General features: G+C 71.2%; 29 protein-coding genes and 1 pseudogene. 11 read left to right on the forward strand and 19 right to left on the reverse strand.

Annotated elements, in window-relative coordinates; all coding sequences use genetic code 11:
* Positions 1–13: 13 nt before the first annotated feature.
* The 6 genes from BLU79_RS21770 to BLU79_RS21790 all read right to left on the reverse strand — a co-directional run bounded on the left by BLU79_RS21770 (position 14) and on the right by BLU79_RS21790 (position 4,125).
* Positions 14–439: a lasso peptide biosynthesis B2 protein gene (locus BLU79_RS21770; protein WP_093907516.1), complete on the reverse strand. Its 426-nt coding sequence runs from the start codon at positions 437–439 to the stop codon at positions 14–16.
* Positions 436–708 (reverse strand): lasso peptide biosynthesis PqqD family chaperone, encoded by a 273-nt coding sequence (locus BLU79_RS21775; RefSeq protein ID WP_093907517.1) that lies wholly within the window; start codon positions 706–708, stop codon positions 436–438. Before BLU79_RS21775 ends, BLU79_RS21770 begins: the two co-directional genes overlap by 4 nt.
* On the reverse strand, positions 705–2,567 hold the full coding sequence (locus tag BLU79_RS21780) for an asparagine synthase-related protein (protein WP_093907518.1): 1,863 nt from the start codon (positions 2,565–2,567) through the stop codon (positions 705–707). The genes BLU79_RS21775 and BLU79_RS21780 overlap by 4 nt, the downstream gene beginning before the upstream one ends.
* Before the next feature lie 108 nt (positions 2,568–2,675).
* Entirely contained in the window at positions 2,676–2,810 is a 135-nt protein-coding gene (locus tag BLU79_RS47490) for a lasso RiPP family leader peptide-containing protein (protein ID WP_107489306.1), read from the reverse strand.
* 287 nt (positions 2,811–3,097) lie between these two features.
* Complete coding sequence (locus BLU79_RS21785) at positions 3,098–3,358, reverse strand: hypothetical protein (protein WP_093907519.1); 261 nt, start codon at positions 3,356–3,358, stop codon at positions 3,098–3,100.
* A 68-nt stretch (positions 3,359–3,426) separates the two neighbouring features.
* Positions 3,427–4,125, reverse strand: a complete 699-nt coding sequence (locus tag BLU79_RS21790) for a TetR/AcrR family transcriptional regulator C-terminal domain-containing protein (protein WP_093907520.1) — start codon at positions 4,123–4,125, stop codon at positions 3,427–3,429.
* Positions 4,126–4,290: 165 nt separating this feature from the next.
* Between BLU79_RS21790 and BLU79_RS21800 the strand changes: the two genes are divergently transcribed.
* The 3 genes from BLU79_RS21800 to BLU79_RS21810 all read left to right on the forward strand — a co-directional run bounded on the left by BLU79_RS21800 (position 4,291) and on the right by BLU79_RS21810 (position 6,879).
* Positions 4,291–5,235 (forward strand): ATP-binding cassette domain-containing protein, encoded by a 945-nt coding sequence (locus BLU79_RS21800; RefSeq protein ID WP_093907522.1) that lies wholly within the window; start codon positions 4,291–4,293, stop codon positions 5,233–5,235.
* A 34-nt stretch (positions 5,236–5,269) separates the two neighbouring features.
* The gene (locus BLU79_RS21805; protein WP_093907523.1) at positions 5,270–6,082 is read left to right on the forward strand and encodes an ABC transporter permease; all 813 of its coding nucleotides are present in this window, start codon (positions 5,270–5,272) and stop codon (positions 6,080–6,082) included.
* 146 nt (positions 6,083–6,228) lie between these two features.
* Positions 6,229–6,879, forward strand: a complete 651-nt coding sequence (locus BLU79_RS21810; RefSeq protein ID WP_093907775.1) for a DUF4142 domain-containing protein — start codon at positions 6,229–6,231, stop codon at positions 6,877–6,879.
* Positions 6,880–6,904: 25 nt separating this feature from the next.
* Here BLU79_RS21810 and BLU79_RS21815 read toward each other — a convergent pair whose 3' ends face one another.
* Complete coding sequence (locus BLU79_RS21815) at positions 6,905–8,569, reverse strand: glycoside hydrolase family 13 protein (protein WP_093907524.1); 1,665 nt, start codon at positions 8,567–8,569, stop codon at positions 6,905–6,907.
* Positions 8,570–8,842: 273 nt separating this feature from the next.
* On the opposite strand from BLU79_RS21815, the gene BLU79_RS21820 reads away from it, so the two are divergent.
* Positions 8,843–9,778 (forward strand): LAETG motif-containing sortase-dependent surface protein, encoded by a 936-nt coding sequence (locus BLU79_RS21820; protein ID WP_093907525.1) that lies wholly within the window; start codon positions 8,843–8,845, stop codon positions 9,776–9,778.
* Positions 9,779–9,892: 114 nt separating this feature from the next.
* Here the strand turns inward: BLU79_RS21820 and BLU79_RS21825 are convergent, their stop codons facing one another.
* From BLU79_RS21825 to thrS, 6 genes are all read right to left on the reverse strand, one after another.
* Positions 9,893–10,810, reverse strand: a complete 918-nt coding sequence (locus BLU79_RS21825; protein WP_143052519.1) for a hypothetical protein — start codon at positions 10,808–10,810, stop codon at positions 9,893–9,895.
* Positions 10,807–11,646, reverse strand: coding sequence for an ABC transporter ATP-binding protein (locus BLU79_RS21830; protein ID WP_177001125.1), 840 nt, complete (start codon positions 11,644–11,646; stop codon positions 10,807–10,809). The genes BLU79_RS21825 and BLU79_RS21830 overlap by 4 nt, the downstream gene beginning before the upstream one ends.
* A gap of 132 nt (positions 11,647–11,778) precedes the next feature.
* Positions 11,779–12,051 (reverse strand): hypothetical protein, encoded by a 273-nt coding sequence (locus BLU79_RS21835; protein ID WP_093907528.1) that lies wholly within the window; start codon positions 12,049–12,051, stop codon positions 11,779–11,781.
* Positions 12,052–12,127: 76 nt separating this feature from the next.
* Positions 12,128–12,598 carry a hypothetical protein gene (locus tag BLU79_RS21840; RefSeq protein WP_143052520.1) on the reverse strand — a complete coding sequence of 157 codons (471 nt, stop codon included), beginning with the start codon at positions 12,596–12,598 and terminating at the stop codon, positions 12,128–12,130.
* A 336-nt stretch (positions 12,599–12,934) separates the two neighbouring features.
* Positions 12,935–13,915 carry a nucleoside hydrolase gene (locus tag BLU79_RS21845; protein ID WP_093907530.1) on the reverse strand — a complete coding sequence of 327 codons (981 nt, stop codon included), beginning with the start codon at positions 13,913–13,915 and terminating at the stop codon, positions 12,935–12,937.
* Between the two features lie 67 nt (positions 13,916–13,982).
* Positions 13,983–15,242, reverse strand: coding sequence for a threonine--tRNA ligase (gene thrS / locus BLU79_RS21850; RefSeq protein WP_093907531.1), 1,260 nt, complete (start codon positions 15,240–15,242; stop codon positions 13,983–13,985).
* Positions 15,243–15,523: 281 nt separating this feature from the next.
* Here thrS and BLU79_RS21855 point away from each other — a divergent pair.
* Positions 15,524–16,076: pseudogene (locus tag BLU79_RS21855) on the forward strand (helix-turn-helix transcriptional regulator).
* On the forward strand, positions 16,057–16,242 hold the full coding sequence (locus BLU79_RS21860; RefSeq protein ID WP_093907532.1) for a DUF397 domain-containing protein: 186 nt from the start codon (positions 16,057–16,059) through the stop codon (positions 16,240–16,242). Before BLU79_RS21855 ends, BLU79_RS21860 begins: the two are co-directional and overlap by 20 nt.
* Here the strand turns inward: BLU79_RS21860 and BLU79_RS21865 are convergent.
* The 4 genes from BLU79_RS21865 to BLU79_RS21880 are packed head-to-tail and all read right to left on the reverse strand — an operon-like array spanning position 16,215 to position 19,110.
* Positions 16,215–17,411 (reverse strand): sensor histidine kinase, encoded by a 1,197-nt coding sequence (locus BLU79_RS21865; RefSeq protein WP_093907533.1) that lies wholly within the window; start codon positions 17,409–17,411, stop codon positions 16,215–16,217. The two genes, BLU79_RS21860 and BLU79_RS21865, sit on opposite strands and share 28 nt — an antisense overlap.
* A 5-nt stretch (positions 17,412–17,416) precedes the next feature.
* The gene (gene cseB / locus BLU79_RS21870; RefSeq protein ID WP_093907534.1) at positions 17,417–18,121 is read right to left on the reverse strand and encodes a two-component system response regulator CseB; all 705 of its coding nucleotides are present in this window, start codon (positions 18,119–18,121) and stop codon (positions 17,417–17,419) included.
* 17 nt (positions 18,122–18,138) lie between these two features.
* Positions 18,139–18,576, reverse strand: a complete 438-nt coding sequence (locus BLU79_RS21875; protein WP_093907535.1) for a hypothetical protein — start codon at positions 18,574–18,576, stop codon at positions 18,139–18,141.
* A 42-nt stretch (positions 18,577–18,618) separates the two neighbouring features.
* Positions 18,619–19,110: a hypothetical protein gene (locus BLU79_RS21880; RefSeq protein ID WP_093907536.1), complete on the reverse strand. Its 492-nt coding sequence runs from the start codon at positions 19,108–19,110 to the stop codon at positions 18,619–18,621.
* A 236-nt stretch (positions 19,111–19,346) separates the two neighbouring features.
* On the opposite strand from BLU79_RS21880, the gene BLU79_RS21885 reads away from it, so the two are divergent.
* From BLU79_RS21885 to BLU79_RS21905, 5 genes are all read left to right on the forward strand, one after another.
* Positions 19,347–19,865: a hypothetical protein gene (locus BLU79_RS21885; protein WP_093907537.1), complete on the forward strand. Its 519-nt coding sequence runs from the start codon at positions 19,347–19,349 to the stop codon at positions 19,863–19,865.
* A gap of 97 nt (positions 19,866–19,962) precedes the next feature.
* A complete protein-coding gene (locus BLU79_RS21890) occupies positions 19,963–20,811 on the forward strand; it encodes a DUF4097 family beta strand repeat-containing protein (protein ID WP_093907538.1) in 849 nt (282 codons plus the stop codon).
* Between the two features lie 111 nt (positions 20,812–20,922).
* Complete coding sequence (locus tag BLU79_RS21895; protein WP_093907539.1) at positions 20,923–21,909, forward strand: ATP-binding cassette domain-containing protein; 987 nt, start codon at positions 20,923–20,925, stop codon at positions 21,907–21,909.
* Entirely contained in the window at positions 21,906–22,724 is an 819-nt protein-coding gene (locus BLU79_RS21900) for an ABC transporter permease (RefSeq protein ID WP_093907540.1), read from the forward strand. Before BLU79_RS21895 ends, BLU79_RS21900 begins: the two co-directional genes overlap by 4 nt.
* A gap of 182 nt (positions 22,725–22,906) precedes the next feature.
* Positions 22,907–23,686: a hypothetical protein gene (locus BLU79_RS21905; RefSeq protein WP_093907541.1), complete on the forward strand. Its 780-nt coding sequence runs from the start codon at positions 22,907–22,909 to the stop codon at positions 23,684–23,686.
* A gap of 30 nt (positions 23,687–23,716) precedes the next feature.
* Here the strand turns inward: BLU79_RS21905 and BLU79_RS48315 are convergent, their stop codons facing one another.
* Positions 23,717–23,881, reverse strand: a complete 165-nt coding sequence (locus BLU79_RS48315; RefSeq protein ID WP_177001126.1) for a hypothetical protein — start codon at positions 23,879–23,881, stop codon at positions 23,717–23,719.
* A 35-nt stretch (positions 23,882–23,916) separates the two neighbouring features.
* Positions 23,917–24,660, reverse strand: coding sequence for a GAF and ANTAR domain-containing protein (locus BLU79_RS21910; protein ID WP_093907542.1), 744 nt, complete (start codon positions 24,658–24,660; stop codon positions 23,917–23,919).
* Between the last annotated feature and the right edge of the window lie 17 nt (positions 24,661–24,677).

Here is a 24,677-nt window from a genome sequence, read left to right on the forward strand (position 1 = left end):
CAGCTCCCCCCTGTCACTGTGAGCGCTTCCGCGGCGCGATGGTGATGAGCGGCGGGATGCCCGGCGTCAGCGGCAGGTCGTCCACCGGGCGGCCCTCCGCCTCCACCCACGCGTGGGCGACCATCGGGACGGTGCGCATGCCCGTGCGCCAGGTCGGCCAGGTGCCGCGGGCCCGGCAGAGCAGGGCGGTGGCGATGGAACGGGGCAGACAGCCCTGGCCCGCGCAGCGCACGCTCACCGCGACCACGTCGGTGCGGGCGCGGGCGGCCTCCGCGTAGGTCGAGGGGCGGGCGCCGCGCGAACAAGCGGTCAGGATGCGCCGGATGCGCAGCGGGGACAGCCGCCCGATCAGATGGGCCGCGCCGACCGCCAGCAGCGGCAGGGGGCGGCGGTGCAGGGGCAGACGGGGACGCTCCCGGAAGACGGAAGGGACGCTCATACGACCACCAGTCCCATGCACGCCAACTCGGCGGTGAGCGCGTCGACATCGGCCGCCGCCCGCTCCTCGGAGACCTCGTAGGCCTCGACGAGGTTCCTGGTGACATCGGCCGGGGTCGAGCCGGCGAGCAGCGCGCGCAGGATGAGGGCGCCGCTCGGATTCAGCTTGAAGTAGCGGCCCTTGCGTTCGTCGAGGAGGACCATGCCGTCCTCTACGTCGGAGACGGAGACGTGCCGCCGCAGCCTCGGCGCCTTCCTGACCTTGCTCATGCGGCGGCCTCGCTTCCCAGGCCGGTCGCGGTGGTGGACGGTCCGGCGTGGGCGCGCAGCCAGGTCTCGACGGCCAGGGTCGCCTCCAGGGTGACGGGGGACAGACGGGGCGGGAACATGCTCAGGCAGGCGCGGCGCAGGGCGTCGGCGTCGACCAGGCCGAGGGTGGCGAGGAGCGGCTGGTCGAGGAGTTCCGCGAGTTCGGCGCGGCGGCGGCGCAGGCCGCTCTGCATCTCGGCGCTGTACTCGCCCTTGGTGGCACGGCCGAGCAGCTCGGCGGGCACCGTCTGCCGCATCGCCCGCACCAGGAGCGGCTTGTAGGCGAAGGGCGTGGTGCGCTCGTGGAGCCGTACGGACAGGGCCGCCTCGACCACCCGGTCGTCGTAGAACGGGTAGTGGGTGGGCAGGCCCGCCTGGCTGGTGATGCGGGTCAGCTGGCGGACGAGGCGGGTGCCGTTGCGCACGGACCACAGGACCTCGTGCTGGCCGCGGGTGGTGGCGAGGGGCTCGGCTTCGAGGGCGCTGTGCCCGAGCAGTTCGCGTACGGCCGCCGCGGCGTCCGGGCTTGCCCAGGGCGGCAGTTGGGGGCGGAGCAGCTGCCAGCCCAGGGCGGGGGAGCCGTCGAGGGCGAGCATGGGGGACAGGTCGCGTGCCGTGTCCGCGAGCCAGCGCCCGTACGAGCGGTTGTCGGCCAGCGCCCTCAGCGTCGGGAGCAGGTGCCAGCGCTGGGCGGAGAGCGTCGCGCGCAGGTGGGTGAGGGCGGTGCGCGGGTGGGCGCGCAGGGTGGTGTGCAGATACGGCGGGCGCGCGGACACGATCTGGTCGGCGCCCTCGCCCGACAGGTGCAGCCGTGAGCCGCGGCTCGCCAGCCGGCGCGCGGTCTCCGCGAACGCGGCGTGGACCCGGCCGCCGAGGGCCGGTTCGTCGACGCCGTCGCCCGCGCGCAGCACCCCGGTGTAGTGGGGCGGCAGTTCGCCGGTCGGCAGGGTGAGGTGTTCCGTGTCCGGCAGGTGGGCCGCCGCCCGCCGGGCCCAGGCGAGGTCGTCGTTGGCGGGGTCCGCGCCGACGACGGTGAGGGCCAGCAGTCGGGCCGGGCCCCGCGCGGCCAGGAAGCACAGCGAGGTGGAGTCGAGACCGCCGGACAGGTCCGAGCTGATCAGGCCGCCGTCTGCGGTGCGTACGGCCACCGCGTCCGCGAGGGCCCCGGCCAGCCGCTCGGCGCCCTCGGCGAGGGACAGTTCGGGCTCGGGGGCCTGCCACCAGGGGCGGGTGCGGGCGTCGCCGTCCGCGTCCGTGAGCAGCGCCGTACCGGCCGGGACCGCCGAGATGCCGCGCCACAGGGGGCGTTCGTCGAGGGGGTGCGGGATCAGCGGGTCCATCAGCCGGAGCGCGACCAGGCGTTCGTCGAGACCGGCGTCGATGGCGGTGGCCAGGACGTCCGAGCGGTCGCAGGCGACGACGACCCCGGCCACCCGGGCGGAGAACAGCCGCCGCAGCCCCGAGGCCGTGCCCTGGGAGCGCAGCCGGCCCGCCTCCGAGGCCAGCAGATGGCAGCTGCCGGTCGGCCCGTCCGCGGCGATCCGGCCGAGCGAGCCGAGCGCGTCGCCCTCCCGGACGAGCGCGGCGAGCCGGGGCCCGGTCAGCGGGGTGAGCCCCACCGCCGCCACCCGCGCGGCGCCGACCGCCGCCACTACCACCTCGCCGTCGGCCCACCGCCCGACGAGCCACGGCCGCCCCGACGCGTGCTCGACGACGTTCGTCGCCTCCGCGCCCAGGACCGCCGCGGCCGCCCGCGCCGCGTCGCAGTCCGGCAGCACCGCGAACCAGCCGCTGCCCGCCGCCCCCGTGCATTTCGGCATCAAGCTCTTCAACCCCCTGGTCTTTATCCCGGCCCGTTTTACTGCGCATTTCAAGAGTTGATTCCGGTCGCGGCCGGGCGATCTGGTCCCGGCCGCGATCGGACGGGGTCAGCAGGTGTTGTGCTGGGCCGGGTACTCGAAGAAGTCGAAACCACAACCGGTGGTCAGCTCCGAGAATGCGGCGACCTCGGCCACCGCCGGGGGCTCGTACACGGGCTTCTCATCCACCTGGTCCTGCTCCATCGCGAGTTTCCTTCCGGGTCGACGGAAATTCCGGAAACAGATTGCGATGGCGGACAGGGCGGCCACAAGGGGAGATTCTCGCCGCACCGAAAAAGGAGTCGGAGAGGGTCGTCGAGTAGAAATTCGAGTTTAAAGAGCGGGCCCATTCAAAAGGCCTGCAGATGGTTCGCCCCCGGCGTCCGGAACAGCTGGCTACGGCTGGTTACGGCTGGGTTCAAACCCTCCGTACCAGTGATTCGCCATCCTCTTCCCCGCTAATCCGACGATGGCCGAAACCCCCGCCCCGACTACCGAGCCGCCTTCTTCACGTCCTCCTCGGCCTCCCCCCGCGCGGTGCCCTGCTCCTTCGCGTACTCGGTCACCGCGGTCTGGACATCGCGGGCGAGGTCGCGCCAGGCCCGCCAGGCCGTCTCGTACGTGTCGGTCTGGAGCTCGGTCCACGGGGTGTGAGCGGGCGCCCCGTACTGGTCCCGGAGCTCCTCCACCCTGGTGTGCGCCTGGTCCGCCGCCCGCTGCATGGCGACGAGTTCGTCGAAGGTGCGTGCCACGCGTCCGGATCCTTGGGCAGCGGGGCCGCCCCGAGCGGTTCGCCACGCGAGCGGCCCGCTCCTCTCACTCAGACGGGGTCAGGACGTGCCGCCAGCCGGGCCTCCAGCCCGTCGAGGATCGTCTCCACGCCGAACGCGAAGACCTCCTCCACCTGCTCGGCGAAACTCTCCCCCCGCCGCGCCTGCGCCTCCCCGCTGGCGGCCAGCCGTGGGTACTTCGCCGCGATGGCGTGGGCCTGCGCGATGGCCGCGGCCTCGTCCTCGGGCTGCTCGGCCCCGTCCTGCGACGCCCGTTCCTTGATCTCGGCGGCCTCGGTCGTGGTCATGAACGCCAGCCCCGTCACGAACATGAACGGTGTGCTCACGGCCCAGTCGAGGTCCGCGTCCCGGAACCCGGCGGTCTCGAATGTCTCGTACGCGCACTCCTGGAAGCGGGCCATGCCCTCGCTGTAGCCGACGTATGTGGTGATCACCCGCACCAGCCAGCGGTGCCGGTCGCACAGCTCGCGTGCGGCGTACATCAGTTCGCGCGCCGCCGCCCGCCACCCCACCTTCGGGACGTCCGGGAGGCGGACCTCGCCCCACACCTCGTCGGCCGCGAGGGCCAGCAGGTTCTCCTTGTTGCCGACGTGCCAGTACATCGCCGTGGCCGCCGAGCCCAGCTTCTGGCCGAGCTTGCGCATGCTCAGGCCGTCGATGCCCTCTGCGTCCAGCAGCTCGATCGCCGCCCGGACGATCTGTTCACGGTTCAAGGTCTCTCGCGCCATGCGTCCAGCGTAACCGCCTCTTGCACACCGTAAAAGTTCCTGACCCAAAGGACTTGCACACCGTGCAAGTCAAGTTTTACGGTGTGCAAGTCCGCGGAGTTGAACACCGTAAAAGTCCCGGTGCAAGTCCCGTAGAAGTCCCCGTTGAAGTCGCTGAGGAGAGTCATGACCGCCATCCACGCAGAGGGCCTGCGCAAGTCGTACGGCGAGAAGTTGGTGCTCGACGGCATCGACCTGCGCATCCCCGAGGCGTCGGTCTTCGCCCTGCTCGGCCCGAACGGCGCGGGCAAGACCACGACCGTCCAGATCCTGTCCACCCTGATCGCCGCCGACAGCGGAACGGCCCTGGTCGGCGGGCACGACCTCGTGCGGCAGGCCGACGACGTACGCCGGTCCATCGGCGTGACCGGCCAGTTCGCGGCGGTCGACGGGCTGCTGACGGCGGAGGAGAACCTCCTGCTGATGGCGGACCTGCACCACCTGAGCCGCTCCGAGGGCCGCCGGATCGCCGCCGAGCTGCTGGAGCGCTTCGACCTGGCGCAGGAGGCGAAGAAGCCGGCCTCCACCTTCTCCGGCGGTATGCGCCGCAAGCTCGACCTCGCCATGACCCTGGTCGGCAACCCACGGATCATCTTCCTCGACGAGCCGACCACCGGCCTCGACCCGCGCAGCCGCCGCACCGTGTGGGAGCTGGTCCGCGGCCTGGTCGTCGACCTGGGCATCACGATCTTCCTCACCACGCAGTACCTGGAGGAGGCCGACCAGCTCGCCGACCGCATCGCGGTGCTGCACGGCGGCCGGCTCGTCGCCCAGGGCACCGCCGAGGAGCTCAAGCGCCGCATCCCCGGCAGCCACATCCGGCTCCGGTTCGCCGACGAGCGCCGACTCGACGCCGCCGCCCGGGTCTTCGCGGTCGCCCAGCGCGACCCCGAGAACCTCGCCCTTCAGGTCCCGGGCGACGGCACCCCCGCCACCGTGCGCGCGGTCCTCGACCTGCTGGAGGCCGCGGCGGTCGAGGCCGAGTCGCTCACCGTGCACACACCCGACCTGGACGACGTGTTCCTCGCGCTGACCGAAAGCCGGCAGAGCACCACCACCACCGCAGCCTGACCCGCCGCCGCCCGTCCCCGAAAGGACACCCCCGATGACCACCGCCACCACCCCCACCCCCGCGCGCACCCGCTCCTACGCCTTCCGCGACTCGATGACGATGCTGCGCCGCAACATCAAGCACATGCTGCGCTACCCCTCCCTGACGGTGCAGATCGTCACCTTGCCCGTCCTGATGCTGCTGCTGTTCGTGTACGTCTTCGGCGGCGCGATCGGCGAGGGAATCGGGGTCGGCGACCGCGACGCCTACATCAACTACCTCGTCCCCGGCATCATCGTGATGGCGGTGACCTCCGGCACGATCACGGTCGCGGTGACCGTGTGCACCGACATGACCGAGGGCATCATCAACCGCTTCCGCACGATGGCGATCTGGCGCAGTTCGGTGCTCACCGGGCATGTGCTGGGCAACATGATCCAGATCGTGTGCATCCTCGCCCTGGTGACCGGGGTGGCGTACGCGATCGGTTTCCGCCCCGACGCAACCGCCGTCGAGTGGGCCGCCGCCCTCGGTCTGCTGCTGTTCCTGGCCTTCGGCCTGAGCTGGCTGTCGGCCGCGATGGGCCTGAACTCGAAGACCATCGAGGCCGCGAGCAACGCCCCGATGCCGCTGATCTACCTGCCCTTCCTCAGCAGCGCCTTCGTCACCCCCGACTCGATGCCGACCGGCCTGCGCTGGTTCGCCGAGTACCAGCCCTTCTCGCCCATCAACGAGACCCTGCGCGGCCTGCTGCTCGGCACGGAGATCGGCAACGACGCCTGGATCGCCCTGGCCTGGTGCGCCGGCCTCGGCCTGGTGGGCTACCTGTGGGCCCGCTCGACCTTCCGGAAAGGCTCCGAGCGCTGAGCCGCCCCCACCGCGGGAATGGCTTTACGGAGCCGATGCCAACTCAAAAGGTTCTCCACGCCCCGGGGTCCGTACTTCCGTACGACGACCCCGGGGCAGGAGGCAGCGCGGTGCGCATCACTCGACAGGGAACCGGCACGTTCTTCGTGGGCGGCGCGTTGAGTCTCACGCTCGCCGCCCTCGCCTATCCCTCGATGCTCGGCTTCAGCACCGTCTCCAGCTCGCAGACCCGGGTCATCGCCCAGACTCCGACCGGCCCGCTGACGGAGGCCGACCGGGACTTCGTCGTCAAGGTACGGGCGGCCGGGCTGTGGGAGTACCCGGTGGGGAGGATGGCCCTGCAGAAGGGCACGAGCGCGGCGGTACGCACGGCCGGTCGGCATCTGGTCGCCGGGCACGCAGCGCTGGACGCCACCTGCCGCAGGATCGCCGCGCGGCTGAACATCACACTGCCCAACCGACCCAGCCCCCAGCAGCAGGGATTCGTCGCGACGCTCAACTCGGACGCGGGCAGGCAGTTCGACAGCGACATGGCCAACATCCTGCGCACCACGCACGGCCAGATTTTCTCCACGGTCGCGAAGATCCGGGCCACGACCGAGAACTCCCTGGTGCGGCAACTCGCCGACCAGGCCAACGACACCGTGCTCGACCACATCACGGTCATGGAGAAGACGGGGCTGGTCGACTTCGATCAGGTCCTGTTCCAGGAGACGACCCCGCCGAAGCTCCCGTCCCAGGACCTGACCCCGCCACCACCGTCGGCGGGCGAACCGCAGGTGACCCTGAAGCCCTGAAGCCCTGAAAGGCAAACTGCCTGCCCTATGCCAGCCAGACCGTCGTGTCCGGCCCCAGCAGACCCCCTTCCAGCGGCCCGCTGCCGATCAGCACCTCACCCGGCGGCATCTCGACCGCCGTACCGGAGAGGTTGGCCACGCACCGCCACCCCGCCGAGCGGGCGAAGTGCAGGACGCCGGGCGGGCTGTCCGCCGCCCACTCCAGGTCCTCCCCCTCCAGCAGTTTGCGGCGCAGGCGCAGGGCCGTGCGGTAGAGCTCCAGGGTCGAGCCCTCCACACCGTCCTGGGCGGCCACGGCGTACGCCGCGAAGCGCTCCGGCTGCGGCAGCCAGGAACCGCCCGCGCCGAAGCCGTACGACGGCCCCGTCGTCGTCCACGGCAGCGGCACCCGGCAGCCGTCGCGGCCCTTGCGGACGCGGCCCGTCTGTTCCCAGATGGGGTCCTGGAGGACTTCGAAGGGCAGGTCGGCGACCTCGGGCAGGCCGAGTTCCTCGCCCTGGTAGACGTACGACGAACCGGGCAGCGCCAGCATGAGGAGGGTCGCGGCGCGGGCGCGGCGCAGGCCCGCCGACTCGTCGACGGCCGGGGCGTGGCCGCCGGAGAGCAGCCAGGCGTTGTCGTCGGTGCCGGGCGGGAGCATCAGGCGGGAGGTGTGGCGTACGACGTCGTGGTTGGAGAGGACCCACGTGGCGGAGGCGCCGGCCGAGCGGGCGGTGGCGAGCGAGTCGGTGATGATCCCCTTCAGTTCCTCGGCGCCCCAACTCCCTTGGAGATACTCGAAGTTGAAGGCCTGGCCCAGTTCGTCCGGGCGGGCGTACAGGGCGCGGCGGGAGGACTGGTTCACCCAGGCCTCGGCGACCGCCATGCGGGGCGGGCGGTAGGCGTCGAAGATCTTGCGCCAGTCGCGGTAGATCTCGTGGACCTCGTCGCGGTCGTAGAAGGGGTGGGTGCCGGGCGGGAACTGGGCGAGTTCGTCCTCGCTGCTGAGTTCCGGGGCGCCGAGGTCGCGCAACGGCTCGCTCAGGTCCTTGGCGAGGGCGTGGGCCACATCGACGCGGAAGCCGTCGACGCCGCGGTCGGACCAGAACCGCAGGGTGGTGCGGAAGTCGGCGCGGACCTCGTCGTGCGCCCAGTTCAGGTCGGGCTGTTGCGGGGTGAACAGGTGGAGGTACCACTGGCCGTCGGGGACCCGGCGCCAGGCGCTGCCGCCGAAGACGGACTGCCAGTCGGTGGGCGGGAGTTCGCCGTGCGGGCCGCGGCCGTCGCGGAAGACGTAGCGGTCGCGGGCGGGCGAGCCGGGGGCGGACCGCAGCGCCTCCTGGAACCAGACGTGCTGGTGGGAGGTGTGGTTGGGGACCAGGTCGACGATGACCTTCAGGCCGAGGCGGTGCGCCTCGGCGGTCATGGCGTCGAAGTCGTCGAGGGTGCCGAGGCGGGGGTCGACGTCGCGGTAGTCGGCGACGTCGTAGCCGCCGTCGGCCAGTTCGGAGGGGTAGAACGGGCTGAGCCACAAGGCGTCCACGCCCAGGCCTGCGAGGTGGTTCAGGCGCTGGGTGACGCCTTTGAGGTCACCGAGCCCGTCGCCGTCGCCGTCGGCGAAGCTGCGGGGGTAGACCTGATAGATGACGGCCTGGCGCCACCAGTCGGGGTCGCGGGACGAGAGGTCGGGCGGGGTGGTGCGGACACTCACGCGGTCTCCTCAAGGGTGCGTACGGGCGACAGTGAGAACTCTGTCCACTAAGCCGGAAAAGCGAACACCATGAGCAGCAGAGAAGATCATTCCCCGTGTGATGGAATTGTGATTACTCTTTGAACTTCCCTTGCGTTCCCGCAGGTTGACAGCGTTCTTCCGTCGCCGGACGATGTGCTCACCGCTGTGGCGCATGTGACCAATGAGCCCAGTGAGTCTGTGCTTCTTCTTCGTCGATTCTTCGTCGACCACTCACCCCACGATGGGATACGCATGTCCATAGCGAGACGTGTCATGGCGCGACGCCTGCTGGGGACGGGCGCCGCGTCGCTCGTCCTCTGCGCTGCCACCGTTGCCTCCGCCTCCGGCGCCTGGGCCCACGGCACGCACGGCGGTGACGGCTGGAAGTCCGGCGGCACCTACCGGCCCGGCACCGGCGCCGGCACGGAGACGGCCACCGACCGCTGCCAGTTCTCGCTCGACGGCACGAACTTCTACGACTCCGTCAAGGTCGACGACCAGAACCTGAAGGTCACCGACGACGGCAAGGTCCACGTCTCCGTCCGCGCCGCCGCCGACGCCACGACGTGCACCGCCTCGCTCGCGTCCTACCTGGCCCACGGGCCGACGTTCGCCACCTCCGGCGAGCAGGTCTTCGTGGACTTCGACACGGTCACGGTCAAGCCCGGCCAGACCGACACCCTCGACATCGCCGTCCCGGACGCGGGCTGCTTCGCGCAGATCGACCTGTACCGGGGTGCGGTGAAGTTCGACGGCAAGCTCGAGGCCAGCGACGGCTTCGAGCACGGCGACCTGCCCAAGGGCCCGGACCGTCCGGTCATCAAGGACAAGCTGATCGCGGCCTGGAACGGCGGCACGAAGGACTGCACGACGGAGCCCCCGGCCACCGAGGAGCCGCCGACCACGCCGCCCGCGGAGCCTTCCGAGCCCGCGACCGACGAGCCGTCGACCCCGGCGGAGGAGACGACGCCGCCGGCCTCGGAGACGCCGTCCACCGAGACCCCGATCCCGGAGCCCTCGGAGTCGACGTCCGCCCCGGCCCCGTCCCCGAACGGCGGCGGCGACCTCGCCCAGACCGGCGGCAGCAGCGCGACCGGCCCGATCGCGATCGGCGCGGTGGTGCTGGTGGCGGGCGGCGCGGCGTTCGTCGTGGCGTCGAAGCGGCGGCGCGCGGCGACGCGTTCCTGACCGACAGCACGTCCGGATCGACAGCACGTCCCGATCGACAGCACGTGAAGGGGCCCGGGTTGAATCCCCGGGCCCCTTTCCGTTCCGCACGGTCGCGCCTCAGACGGTCGCACCTCAGCCCGTCGGGGCCTCCCGGCGCGAGTACGCCCAGTAGCCCGCCGCCGACAGCGCCGCCGTGTAGAGCAGGTAGACCACCAGGGCCACCGGCGTCGACAGATCCGACCCGACCATCGCTTCCACGAACGCTCGCTCATCGCCCTCAAACGCCGATACGTCGGTGAGCATCGCCCGCCCGACCGAGAACGGCAGCCAGTCGCTCACGCCGCCCAGCCCGGGCACGTACCCCAGCAGCAGCCCGGCCAGCCGCTCGCCCAGCACGGGCCACAGGCACAGCACCACCACCGGCACGGTCCTGCTCCGCATCAGCGCCACCAGCGCCATGCACACCAGCGCCCAGCAGCCCATCCACAGCACGAACCGCAGCATCGGCAGCAGAACCGCACCCCACTCGGGCTGCGGCGCGCCCGACACGGCGAGGACGACCGCCGCCGACACCCCGCCCACCAGCGCACTCGTCGCCGCCACCCCGGCGCCGACAAGGAACCCGACGACGCTCTTCGCCGCGTACGCGGTCCGCCGGCCGTTGACGGCGAGCCACGTCGTGCGTGCCGCGCCCCGCACCAGGTCGGTGGAGACGGGCCCCGTGCCGAGGATCAGCACGAGGAAGCACAGCATGGGGACCTGGGTCGTCATCGGCGCCCACGCCAGCAGGTCGGCCATCGCCGCCGCGCTCATCGGACGCGTCCTGTCCAGGTCGAACAGCATCCCCGGGCCGGTGAGCAGGCTCAGCGCGGCGACCACGGAGAGCAGCACCCAGGTGGACCGCAGCGCGGTGAGATGCCGCCACTCGTACCGGCACGCGTTGCGCAACGCCTCACCGGCGGGAACCGTCCTCGGGGTGGAAGTCGGCGTGGCAGGAGACGGCGGCGGACCACTGTCGGCCGCCGGGGTGTGAGTCACGTCAGCGGTCACGAGATCCTGAACTCCTCTTCCGCGATGGACAGGTAGAAGTCCTCCAGCGAAGGCATGTCCTCGGACAGCCAGTGCAGTGGTACGCCGCCGTCGGCCGCGAGGGTGGCGACCCGGATCCGGTCCAGCCCGGTGACGTGCGCGCTCGGTCCGCCCGCCGGGCTCAGCCGCCCGCCCTGCTCCTCGACCAGCCGCGTGAGCTTCGGCAGGTCCGGCGTCTGCACGGTCACCACGCTCCGGCTGCCCGCCCGGGACAGCAGCTCCGCGATCGGCGAGGCGGCCACGACCCGGCCGCGCGACAGCACGACCACGCGGTCCGCGAGCTGCTCCATCTCGCCCAGCAGATGGCTGGACACCATGACGGCCCTGCCCTGCGCGGCCTGGTCCCGCAGGAACTCCCGCAGCCAGCGGATCGCGTGCGGGTCGAGGCCGTTCGCGGGCTCGTCAAGGATGAGCACCGGCGGATCGCCGAGCAGCGCCTGCGCGATGCCCACGCGCTGGGCCATGCCCAGGGAGAGCTGGGACAGCCGCAACTGGGCGGCCTGCGTGAGGCCCACGAGTTCCAGCATGTCGTCGACGCGCCGGTCCGTCGCTCCGCACCCGGCGGCCACCATCCGCAGATGGTCCCGCACCCGGTGCTTGGGGTGGCCGGCGATGCCGCCGAGGACCGCGCCCACGACCGTTCCCGGGGAGCCCCAGGCGTGCAGCGGGCGGCCGAGGAAGTGGGTGGTGCCCTCGCCGTGGGCGAGGCCCAGCATCAGGCGGATGGTGGTGGTCTTGCCCGCGCCGTTGGCGCCGACGAAGCCGGTGACCTCGCCGGAGCGCAGGGTCAGCGACACGTCGTCGAGAACCGTTCTGCTGCCGAACGAGCGTCTCAGGTCTCGTGCTTCGGCAAGTACTTCGCCTTTCGGCACAGCGTGTTCCTCCGTGCGCGGATCTGACATACGAACGAACCTGCCCCTGACGAAACGTCAGGACCAGGGGAAGCCCTTGTTGATGGCGAAGAGCACGGTGAACAGCACCATCGCTCCCATCGGAACGATCACGAACGAGTCGGGCCGTTCGCGCCGGGCAGCGCCCCAGACGAGGGCGACAACCGGCCCGATGAGGCCGGCGGCCATCAGAGCCCAGCCCGCGTCTTTGTTCCCGACCACGTGGAACGCGATGAACGCCGCCGTGATGAAGCAGAACGGCGAGGCCCACAGATTCTTGAGGGCGGAGGACATTTCGGTGGTGGAGGCCATGGGATATTCCTCGCTCTTGGGCGGGGCGCCCGGGCGCCGGCCTTTTCCGGCCGACACCCGGACACCACCTCAACTTCTAGAACAGGCTGTTGATGTAGCTCCACAGCGCGTACTGCACTTCACCGCCGGCGGCGACCCAGGCGATCCGGACCGGGTGGTACCAGGGCAGGCCGTTCATGTAGCCACGGAACTTGCCCCAGCCCGACTTGGCGGCCTTGACCGCGTCGTCCCAGAGCTTGCCGCCGTGCCGCTTCATCAGGTTGTACAAGGCCTTGACGGCGCTGCTGGCGGCACCGCGGTTCTGGGCCTTGGTCGCCTTGCCGTCGGCCACGGCACGCACCGACTGCGTGTCCTTCGCGCTCAGTTCGGCCTTGACGGTCGGGCTGGCGAGAAACGTGCGGGCCTGAGCCGCGGACAGGCTCACCTCGGTGGCCGACGCCGTACGGGCGTGGGTGGCCTCCGAGGCCTGCGCCAGACCGGCACCGGCGCCGAGCGTCACCGCGGCCATAGCGGAAACCGCCGCCATACGCAATGTATTGCGGGTCATGTAGAATCTCCCTTGCGTTCAATCGCAAGGGGAGGAAGCCCGTGCGGGCGACCTGAACAGGCGTGGAAACCGAAAAGGGTCCCCCCGGACTTCTTCCCCCGATTACTTCTCTGCGGACACACCGAAAAAAGCCCCATAGACGGCCGGAAAGGCCAAATCCACGGGTGCTGGATTACGGGTCCTTGCGCCTCAACACCGCTGGTCAGGGCGGGTGTTCGACGCGGAGAGAACGTAACACAGCTTTAAGCCACTTGGCCAGAAACTGTGTTCGCATGCTGTAGGCGCCGCATGGGACACGTAAAAGCCGTGTGCCCATTCAATTTAATTGGCAACCTTTTAATCGAGAACCGTCGCCAGGTACAGCTTCACAAAACGCTCCACGTCCACGTCCAAAGCCACGTCCACCAAAGCCTGTTCGCGGGTGCCGGCGTGGACCCCGGCATGGATTTCGGACTCGCCGGGGCGGGGACGCCGGTCGACGATCGTCTGCCCGCGCGTCGGACCCGGTGCGAGGGAGACCTCCACGGGGAGGAGGCGGGTGCTGATGCCCGCCGGATCGACGACCGCGCAGACCGCGCCCGCGTCGCCGATGCCGCCGGCCTCGCCGTCGGCGCCGACGTCCGGCGTCGCCGGGCGGTGGGAGAGCAGCTCGCCGGCGAGGCGGGCACCGGGTTCCGTGCTCGTGCGCAGGCGCCGTACGTCCGCGCCGGGGACGACGACCCGCTGGAAGACGTCCAGGCCGTACATGGTGATCGGCACCCCGGCGGTGAGCAGGATCGCCGCCGCCTCCGGGTCGTGCCACACGTTGAACTCCGCGACCGGCGTGGCGTTTCCGCAGGCCACCGCGCCGCCCATGAAGACGATCCGCTCGATGTTGCGGGTCACCTCCGGGTGGGTGCGCAGCAGCAGGGCGATGTTGGTGAGGGGCGCGGTGGGGATCAGCGTCACCGGCCTCGGCGAGGCGAGGATCTCCCGGCGCAGCAGCGTCACCGCGTCCACGTCGGCCGGGGTGCGCGTCGGGGCGGGCAGGCCGATGTCGCCCATGCCGTCCTCGCCGTGCACGTGCCGCGCCGAGCGGGCGGGCTCGATCAGCGGCAGTGCGGCGCCCCGGGCGACCGGGATGTCGGGGGCGCCGGCCTGCTCCAGCACGGTCAGGGTGTTGCGTACGACGCCGTCCACGTCCGTGTTCCCGGCCACGCAGGTCACCGCGCGCAGGTCCAGCCCCGGGTGGCGTACGGCGAACAGCAGCGCCAGGGCGTCGTCGACGCCGGTGTCGCAGTCGATGATCACCGGGATGGGCTGACCGTCGTTCGTCACGGCGAGGCTCCTTGTGGGGGGGGAGGGGTTCCAGGGGGACTCCGGGTGGGCTCCTACTAGAGCGACCCTACGCAGGCCGTCCGGTGAGGGGACCCCCGTCCCACAGTTCGGAGCCGCGTGCCGCGACGCGGGCGGCGATCCGGGCGACCAGTTCCGCGCCGGGTACCGCCCCCGGCCGCCGCCCGTCCCGCAGTCGTACGGCCACCAGGTCGTCGTCCGCCGCCGCCTCCCGCTCCCCGATGACCGCCTGGTACGGCACGAGGCGGGCCGCGCGGACGCGGGCGCCCAGGGTGCCGTGCTCGGGGCCGGCGAGTTCGGCGCGCAGGCCCTGGTCGAGGGCCCGGCGCAGCAGCTTCTCCGCCCGTTCGACCTGGGCGTCCGCGTCCGACACGGGGAGGATCAGCAGCTGCACGGGGGCCAGCCAGGCAGGGAAGGCGCCGCCGTGCTGCTCGATCAGGTGGGCGACGGCTCGCTCCACGCTGCCGATGATGCTGCGGTGCACCATGACCGGGCGGTGCTTGGCGCCGTCGGGGCCGATGTAGTGCAGGTCGAAGCGTTCGGGCTGGTGGAAGTCGATCTGGACGGTGGAGAGGGTCGCCTCGCGGCCTGCCGGGTCGGCGATCTGGACGTCGATCTTGGGGCCGTAGAAGGCCGCCTCGCCTTCGGCTGCTTCGTAGGGGATGCCCGAGCCGTCGAGGACCTCGCGGAGGAGGGCGGTGGCCCGCTGCCAGAGCGCGGGGTCGGCGACGTACTTGCCGCCGCCGACCCCGCTGGGGAGGGAGAGGCGGTGGCGGACGGCCTCGATGCCGAGGTCGGCGTAGGCGCGGGCGATGAGCTGAAGGGCGGCGCGGGCCTCCTCCACGGCCTGGTCCAGGGTGCAGAAGATGTGGGCGTCGTTGAGGTGAATGGCCCGGACGCGGGTGAGGCCGCCGAGGACGCCGGACAGTTCGGAGCGGTACATCCCGCCCAACTCGGCCATGCGGAAGGGGAGTTCGCGGTAGCTGTGGGAGCGGGAGCGGTAGATGAGGGCGTGGTGGGGGCAGAGGCTGGGGCGCAGGACGAGTTGGTCGGCACCCAACTCCATGGGCGGGAACATGTCGTCGCTGTAGTGGGACCAGTGGCCGGAGAGCTCGTACAGGTCGCGTTTGCCGAGCACGGGTGAGTACACATGGCGGTAGCCGGCCTCGCGTTCGGCCTCGCGGATGTACTCCTCCAGTACGTGGCGGACCACGGCCCCGTCGGGCAGCCAGTACGGCAGGCCCGCGCCCATCAGGGGGTCGGTGTCGAAGAGGTCGAGTTCACGGCCGAGGCGGCGGTGGTCGTGCATGGCTGCTCCTCCGGGTAAACGGACGAGCACCCACGACAAAGCCCCGGGGCACTCGCCCGGGGCTTGGTTCTTTCGCTCAGCTGTCAGCGCGCCGGGACGGGGTCCGGCGTCGTCGTGAGAGACGGATTGGCGCGCTTCATGGAGCCACGGTAACTGCGGGTGCGGTGGGTGCGCGATCGATTTTCACGATTCACCTCACCGATACGGAGGTGCGCGGTTACGCCCAGCGACATCACGGTCGCAACGACGCGTACCGTCAACCTGCCTGGGGGTGGCACGCCTTGGTTCACATCCGCCAACTCGATCCCACGGCTTCTCCGTTGGACTACTTCGGCTTCGGCCTGCGGAGAAAGCGGGAGGAGGCCGGGCTGACGTTGAAGCAGATGGGCTCGCTCCTCTTCTGCACGGGGTCGCTGGTCGGCCAGTTCGAGACGGCGCTCAAAGTGCCGACGACGAAGGCGTACGCGCGGGCAGTGATGGAGGTGGAACACACCGACAAGCTCGGGGATCGGCGGCCGGGAGGTCATGCGCGAGCAACTCGCCCACCTGTTGAGCTTTCTGGACAATCAGTCGGTGCACATCCAGGTGCTGCCGTTCTCCGTCGGACAGCACTCCGGGGTGATGGGCTCCTTCACTCTCCTGCGCTTCGATGATCACCCCGACCTGTTCTACAGCGAGAGCTACGACCAGGGGCACATGACGGCCAATCCACCAGTGATCAGGGAGCGTTCGGTTGGTTACGCTCGCCTTCAGGCCGAGACTCTCTCCCCGAAGGCATCGGCGACACTGATCGCGCGGGTGATGGAGGAACGCTATGGAGCTGACGTGGCGTAAGTCGTCCTACAGCGGCAGCAGCGGCGGCGAATGCGTCGAGGTCGCCGACCTCACCCCTTGCCTAGCCGTCCGCGACTCCAAGAACCCCGAGCTCGGCACGCTCACCCTCTCGCCGAAGGCCTACGCCGCCTTCATCGGCTACGTCGGCAGGTCGAGCGTGGCCTGAGCACCGCCCTCAGGCAGGTTCTCGTACGTAACCCGCGCACCCAGCACCTGGGCCTGGCCCATGACGATGGTCAGGCCCAGCCCGATCCCCGTACCCCGCTCCCGCGCCCCCGTGCGGAAGCGCTGCGGGCCCTCTGCCAGGAGGTCGGCAGGGAAGCCGGGGCCCCGGTCGGAGACACGTACCGCGGCCCCGTCGACCTCCAGCGCCACCGGCGGTGCCCCGTGCCGATAGGCATTGGCGATCAGGTTCGCCAGGATCCGCTCGACGCGACGCGGGTCGGTCTCCACGATCTCGTCCTCGCGCACCCGCACCTCCACGTCCCGGCCCGTCGCAGCCGCCGCCCGCCGCGCGAGGTCGGCCAAAGAGACCTCCTCGCGCTGGGCCCGCTCGACACCGGGGACGTCGAGGCGGGCCACTTCCAGTACGTCCTCCACGAGTCGGCGTAGCTGGTCCACACCCCCGCTGACCAGCTCGGTCGCCCGCCCCGGGGGCAGGAGACCGACGGCCGTCACCAAACCCGCGACCGGCGTACGCAGTTCGTGGGCGATGTCGGCGGTCACCCGCCGTTCCGCCTCCAGCCGGAGGCTCAACGCGTCGGCCATGGTGTTGACCGCGTCCGCCAGTTCGGCGATCTCGTCCTTGCCCTTGGGCGTCACGCGTGCCGTGAGGTCGCCGTGGGCGATGCGCTGGGCGGTGCGGGCGGAGGCGCCGATGCGGCGGCCCGCGGCGGCGGCCACGGCGATGCCCAGCCCGCAGCCGAGGGTGACGGCTGCGGCCCCCGCGCTGAGCAGTACCTCGTCCAGGTCCTTGAGGGCCTGCGCCTGCGGTGCGTAGGAACGTCGTACGGCGATGATGTCCGCGCCACTGCGGGCGGCGGCCCACATCACCGGGCCGCTGGGGGCGCCTTCCTGGAGGTAGGTCGCGCGCACCGGCCGGTCGGTGACCGTCTCGCGCAGGACCGTCGGCAGGGCGCGCGGGTTGACCAGTGCGTTCGTCTCGATGCCGGCGATACGGTCGTCCAGCGCCTCCACCAGCCGCGCGTCGGCCGCCGACGCCGCGTCCTTGCGCTGGTCGGCGGCGGTGCGCTGGTGCACCAGGAAGCCGATGAGCGCGGCGACGACCGCGGCGATGGTGGCGATGACCAGGGCGGTCTTGGTTCTGAGTCCCATGGCGATCATGACCGACCGGGCGGTGTCGGCCCGGTCACCAGTTTGTAGCCGAAGCCGCGCACGGTCTGGATCCGGTCGCGGCCGATCTTCGCGCGCAGCCGCTGGACGTGGACGTCGACGACTCGGCTGTCGCCGCCCCACGCGTAGTCCCACACCCGCTCCAGCAGGGTGGCGCGGGACAGCACGATGCCGGGCCGGTCGGCGAACTCCAGCATCAACTTGCGCTCGGTGGGGGTGAGTTCGAGCAGCCGGCCGTCGCGGCGGACCTCCATGGAGGCGATGTCCATGGTGAGGTCGCCGAATGTGAGCGCCGGTTCCTGCACGACCGCCTGCCCGGGGCCGCTGAAGTCGGCGGCGCGGCGCAGGGCCGAGCGGATGCGGGCTACGAGGACGGGCATGTCGTACGGCTTGGTGAGGTAGTCGTCGGCGCCGGCCTCCAGGCCGAGGACGACGTCCACGGGGTCGGTCCGCGCGGAGATCATCAGGACGGGAACGCGGCTGGACTCCCGGATCCGGCGCACCAGGCTGACGCCGTCGAGGTGCGGCAGCATCACGTCGAGCAGGGCGACGTCCGGTGCCCTGAGCTGGAACTCGGCCAGTCCCGCGAGCCCGTCCCTGGCCGTACGGACCTCGTAGCCGTAGCGCTCCAGGGAGAGTTGGGTCGCCTCACGCAGCAGGGCGTCGTCCTCGACGAGCAGCACATCGGTCATCGGTTGCGGCTTTCTGCCTAGGGTTCGGGGACGGGCAGGTGGATCGAGCGCAGCTCGGCGGCGTACTCGGGGTCGCTCTGCGGGGCTCGGATGGTGGCGCGGGAGTAGTACGAGACGTTCTCCTGGTGCACCAGGCGGGTCAGCTCGATGGTGGCGGGCCCGCACTTGTCGCCACACCACGAGGCGCTCAGCTCGCCCGTTCCCACCGCCTTCGGCTGCCCCCAGTTCCGCCACTTCAGGTGGATGACCCCGGCGAACTCGCTGGCGCCGAAGGCCGTGGGACGGCTCAGCGGACGCCCCATGGAGTCGGAGGCGTAGACCGGGCCGTGCGCCGGGCTGGCGGTGGGCGCGGGACCCTGGACCTTGGGCTGCTCGGGACCGCCGCATCCGGCGGCGCCCACGGCCGACACCGCTGCCAGCGTGAAGGCGGCCACAACTGCCGTGGGCTTGCGCATCAGCAGGGGATCCTTGCGTACGTGGGCGGCTAGCGGCGGCGCTCAGCCGGTGAACAGCGCGTGCTTGCCCTGGAGGTCCTCGGCATCGTACTTTCCGGGCTTACCGGACAGCTTCAGCGTGAACATGGTGTACACCTTCTTGCCGTGCACCGTCTTGGGGTCGGAGAGCGTGACGACTCCGTCCAGCGGCTTGTCGAGGCAGGTGTCCAGGCACCACATGCCGGTGACCTTGGCGGTGCCGACGGCCTTCTCGGCCCCCCACTTCTTCCAGTGCACGTTCTCGATGCCGGTGAACTCCGAGAGGGTCAGCTTCGCGGGACGCCGCACCGCCGGGTTCGGGGTGTGCTCCTCCCCCGGGTAGTTGAAGACGCGCGGGGTGGCGGTGGCGTGGGCAGGCTTCTCGGCGGTGCCTGCCGCGTCCGCCGCATGCGTGGTGACGAACACCCCCAGCAGGGCGGAGGCGGCGAGGCCGGTCGCCAGGACGGCCTTCTTGCGGGAGAGCTTGGGGGTCTTGGTGGACGCGGTGCGATTCATGGCTGCTGGCTCCGGGCTTCGTTGGTACCGATGTGTTGTTCATCGGCCGGTGCTCAGAAGCTATGAGGGGTACCTCTCGGTGTTTCGGCCGTCGTGTTGCAGCCGTTCATCGGCGGCTGTTACACGACCGACGTAGACGGCGTGGCACCGCATGGCACCACATGACGCCAACCGGCGCCACCCGGCCCCATATCTCGGGCTTGCACATGGCGCCAATGTGATGCCATGATGGCGCCATGGACCTCACCCCGTATGTCGACACCCTCCGCCGCGAACTCGCGGTGGCCGCCGAAGCCGGTGGCGAGGAGGCCCGCGAGCTGGCCGAGAGGCTCACCGCTCCCCTGGAGTCGGCGACCCGGCTGACCATGCTCAACGTGCTCTCCGCCGCGATGGACGAGATCACCCGCGAACTCGCCCCCGGCTCGGTCGACGTACGGCTGCGCGGGATCGACCCCGACTTCGTGGTGACGCCACCGCCCCGCGACGGTGGCACCACCGTGGAGCCGGCCGCGCCCGCCGAACCACTCAAGGCCCCGGCCCCGGCCGAGGGCGACGAGGGCGGCACCGCCCGCGTCAACCTGCGACTGCCGGCCCATCTCAAGGCGCGGGCCGAGGAGGCCGCGGGCCGCGAGGGCCTGTCGGTCAACGCGTGGCTGGTGCGGGCCGTGTCGGCGGCGGTCGACGGAGGCACGCGAGCGCGACCGGCGGAGCGGACCCAGACCGTCGGACAGAGCTTCACCGGCTGGGTGCGCTAGCCGCGCCCCCGCCCGCACCCCAAAGAGATCAAGCACAGCACCCACACCACGTCCCACCTGCGGGGACGGCCCAAGGACTCAAGAGGACGGGACAGCCATGCCTTCTTTCGACACTCCCGAAGCGATCTCGGTCACCGCGCGAGTGGAGGCCGGTTCCCTCCAGTTCATCGCGGGCGACCGCCTCGACACCGTCGTGGAGGTGCGGCCCCGCGACCCGAAGAGGGACCCGGACGCGCGGGCGGCCGACCAGATCGAGGTCACGTACGTGAGCGGCGTACTGACCATCAGGACCCCCAAGGCCAATCTGTTCGGCCTCGGCCGTACCGGCGTCGTCGACGTGACCGTCGAACTGCCCGCGGGCTCGCACGTCGACATGACCGGCGCCTGGGCCCAGGTGCTCGGCGAGGGCCGGCTCGGCGAGGTGCGTGTGAAGACCTCGGTCGGCGACATCCGCCTCGACACGACCGGCCCGGTGAACCTGACCGCGGCGCACGGCTCGATCACCGTGGACCGGGTCGAGGGCCTGGCCGAGATCACCAGCAGCAGCGGCAACGTGCGCGTCGGCACCATCGACGGCCCCGCCATCCTGAAGAACTCGCACGGCACCACGACCGTCGGCACCGTGACCGGCGAGCTGCGGCTGAGCGGCGCCAACGGCGGCATCGACATCGCCCGCGCCGAGACGTCGGTCACCGGCACCGCGACCCACGGCTACCTGCGGCTCGCCGAAGTCGTCGGCGGCGAAGTCCAGTTGGAGACCTCCAACGGCGTCATCGAGATCGGCATCCGCGAGGGCACCGCCGCCTGGCTCGACGTCAGCTCCAACCGCGGGCAGGTGCGCAACATGCTCACCGAGTCCGAGGCGCCGGAGCAGACCGAGAACACCGTCAAGGTCCGTGCGCGCACCAACTGGGGCAACATCGACATCCGTCGCGCCAAGGCCTGACCTACCTCGCGGTCACGGTCCTCGACTCACCCACCCCACCTGCCACTTCACCTCCACCCCACCTGCCACTTCACCACCCTTCGAACGGGAGGGCCCATGCCTTCATCTGTCATGCCCACGTCCAGTCGGGCGGACGGTCACGCGTCGCCGGCCGCCGTCTCCACCGTCGGTCTGCGCAAGTCGTACGGCGACAAGACCGTCCTCGACAGCATCGATCTGCACATCCCGGCCGGGTCGGTCTTCGCCCTGCTCGGGCCGAACGGTGCCGGGAAGACCACCGCCGTGAAGATCCTGTCCACGCTCATCTCGGCCGACGGCGGGCAGGCCCAGGTCGCGGGCCACGACGTCGCCACGTCACCGGACGGGGTGCGGGCCGCGATCGGCGTCACCGGGCAGTTCTCCGCCGTCGACGGGCTGATCACCGGCGAGGAGAACATGCTCCTCATGGCGGACCTGCACCACCTGTCCAAGCGGGAGGGGCGGCGGGTCACCGCCGAGTTGCTGGAGCGCTTCGACCTCGTCGAGGCCGCGAAGAAGCCCGCCCAGAGCTACTCCGGCGGTATGAAGCGCCGCCTCGACATCGCCATGACCCTGGTCGGCTCCCCGCGGATCATCTTCCTCGACGAGCCGACCACCGGCCTCGACCCGCGCAGCCGCCACAACATGTGGGGCATCATCCGCGAGCTCGTCTCCGACGGCGTCACCGTCTTCCTCACCACGCAGTACCTGGAGGAGGCCGACGAACTCGCCGACCGTATCGCCGTGTTGAACGACGGCAGGATCGCCGCCGAGGGAAGCGCCGACGAGCTGAAGCGGCTGGTCCCCGGCGGGCACGTACGGATCCGCTTCTCCGACCCGTCCGCGTACCGCTCCGCCGCCGCCGCGCTGCGCGAGGTCACGCGGGACGACGAGGCGCTGGCGCTGCAGATGCCCAGCGACGGCAGCCAGCGCGAACTGCGCTCCATCCTCGACTGGCTGGACGCGGCCGGCGTCGAGGCGGACGAACTGACCGTGCACACACCCGACCTCGACGACGTGTTCTTCGCCCTGACCGGCGGCGGCAAGGTCCCCAACCAGCCCAAGGAGAACACCCGATGAGCACCCCCGTGGCCCCCGCCCGCCCGACCCGGATCTCCCTCACCGTGCGCGACTCGGCCACGATGCTGCGCCGCAACCTGCTGCACGTGCGCCGCTACCCGTCCCTCACCCTCAACCTGCTGCTCACGCCGGTCATCCTGCTGCTGCTCTTCGTCTACATCTTCGGCGACGTGATGAGCGCGGGCATCGGGGGCGGCGGGGCGGACCGGTCCGAGTACCTCGCGTATCTCTTCCCGGGCATCCTGATGCTGACCATCGGCGGCACCACCATCGGCAGCGCGGTGTCCGTCGCGATGGACATGACCGAGGGCATCATCGCCCGCTTCCGCACCATGGCGATCCACCGCGGGTCGGTGCTCATCGGGCACGTCGTAGGGAGCGTGCTCCAGTGCGTGATGAGCGTGCTCCTCGTCGGGGCCGTCGCCGTGGCCATCGGCTTCAGGTCCGCGGACGCCACGGCCCTGGAGTGGATCCTCGCCGTCGGGCTGCTGACGCTCGTCTCCCTGGCGCTCACCTGGATCGCGGTCGGAATGGGCCTGTCCAGCCCGAACGCCGAGGCGGCCGGCAACAACGCGCTGCCGCTGATGATCCTGCCGCTCCTCTCCAGCGCCTTCGTCCCGGTCGACGCGATGCCGGGCTGGTTCCGGCCGATCGCCGAGTACCAGCCGTTCACCCCGGCCATCGAGACCCTGCGCGGACTCCTGCTGGGCAGCGAGATCGGCCACAACGGCTGGCTCGCCGTGACCTGGTGCCTGGCCCTGGCCGCGCTCGGCTACTTCTGGTCCAGGTCGCTGTTCGACCGGGACCCGAAGTAACAGGAACCGGGACCCGAAGGAGCGGGAACCCGGACCCGAAGGAGCAGGAGAAGACCCCGCTGCCGCGTCGGCGCCGTCACCCGGACGGCCCGGCGCGCTGGTGGTCGTACGGCTGCGGTGGTGCCTTAAGAACACGTACCCGATCTTGAGCGCACCCTCGACGCCCGCACAGGAGGCTCGCGATGCCCCGTCCCCCGGCCCGCACCGTCATCGCCTCGGCCCTCTCGGTGGCCGCGCTGCTGTCCGCGTCCGCGTGTTCCGTCGGTGGCCTGGACAAGGCGATCAAGGGATTCCCCGAGGCGGTCTCCCCGGCGGAGACCGACACCGCGTCCCCGACCCCCGCGGCGGCCCCCACCCTCACCGAGGCCCAGGCCCGGGCCGCCCTCATCAGCGAGACCGACCTCGGCGAACCCTGGGTGCCCACCATGGGGTTCGCCACCTGGCGGGACTCCATGCTCAAGGCGAGCGCCGAGTCCGCCGACTGCGGGCGGCTGCTCGACGTCCTGTACGCGGAGGAGTTGTTCGGGCCCGACGCCCGTACGCGCGCGTCGGTCGGGCTGGACGACACCTGGGACGGGGCCCAGCTGCGCTACCAGGTCGTGGCCCATCGGCCCGACGACCTGGACCGGACGTTGGCGTGGCTGGGCAGCATGCCGGAAAAGTGCGGGGAGTTCGTCGCGACCGCGGGCAGCGGGACGATGGCCGTCGAGGTGAGCGAGGCCGACATGCCGGAGGTCGGGGACGCCCGGGTGGGTCTGCGGATCGTCCTCAGCGCGGTCTCCGAGTCCGACGACGCGCCCACGCTCACGCTGCACGTCGCCGCCGTCCGGGTGGGCGACGACGCCATCACCCTCACCAACGGCGGCCTCGCCGAGGTGTCGTCCGACGCCACCTGGGCGGCCATCGAACTGGGCACCCGCCGGCTGACGGAGGCCAGGAAGCGGGGCCGGGCGGACATCTGAGCGAGCCGCACGGCCCACCGACGCCCAGCGCTAGCCGATGCGCTCGACCGCCTCCGAGGCCTCCTCGAAGCCCGCGCCGGTGATCTGCCGGTACAGCTTGATCGCCCGGATCTTCTTGCCCTTCCGCACCAGCTCCACGACCTCGGCCATGCGAGGGTCGTCGGCATTCGGGGAGTGGCCCACTTTTTCCACCATGGTCGACGATCCTAGGCGGGCCCGGCGCCGACGGCCTAGTCCCGGTCGAACCGCAGCCGGTGGCCCACCACGTCCCCGGCCACGTCCAGTGCCGTACGGCCGTGGGCGAAGGCGTGGGCGCGCAGGCGGGCCAGGGCCTCGTCCGTGCCGACGCCCAGCTGGGCCATGATCATGCCGGTGGCCTGGTAGACCTGGTCCTGTTCGGTGGCCAGGCCGCTCAGCCAGAGCTCGTCGTCCGGGCCGCCCGTGTCCTCCGCGCGCGACAGCGCCATCAGCGCCACGGTCATCATCCCGGCCATCAGCCGCGCCGTCCGCAGTTCGTGGTCGGTGAGGTCACCGGGGGTGTCGCTGTAGAGGTCGAGCGTGCCCACGCACACCGAGTCGTTGCCGAGCGGCATCGAGTACACCGCCCGCACCCCGGCGGCCGTGGCCTGCTGGGCGAAGACCGGCCAGCGCAGCACGTCCCGCCCGGCCGTCAGATCGCAGGCCAGCACCGCGGCACCGCTCGCCGCCGCGGACTGGCAGGGACCGTCGCCCAAAGTGGCCTGGATCTCGGTCACATACGCCGCCTGCGCATTGCTCGCGCCCAGTTGGACCGGCATGCCGTCGGTGTGCAGCGACACGCTCGCGCCGGTCACGGGCAGCAGTCGTACGGCCACATCGCACAGCCGCGCCGGGATATCGCCGGGCCCCACGTCGCGTACGCCCTCGGCGATCGCGTCCGCGGCACCGGCGCGTTCCCGGCCCCACTCACCTCGATGCTCGTCTCTGGGCCGCACGGCAGCCTCCTCATTCG

The organism is Streptomyces sp. cf386 (genome assembly GCF_900103585.1).
In the GTDB taxonomy this organism is placed as follows: domain Bacteria; phylum Actinomycetota; class Actinomycetes; order Streptomycetales; family Streptomycetaceae; genus Streptomyces.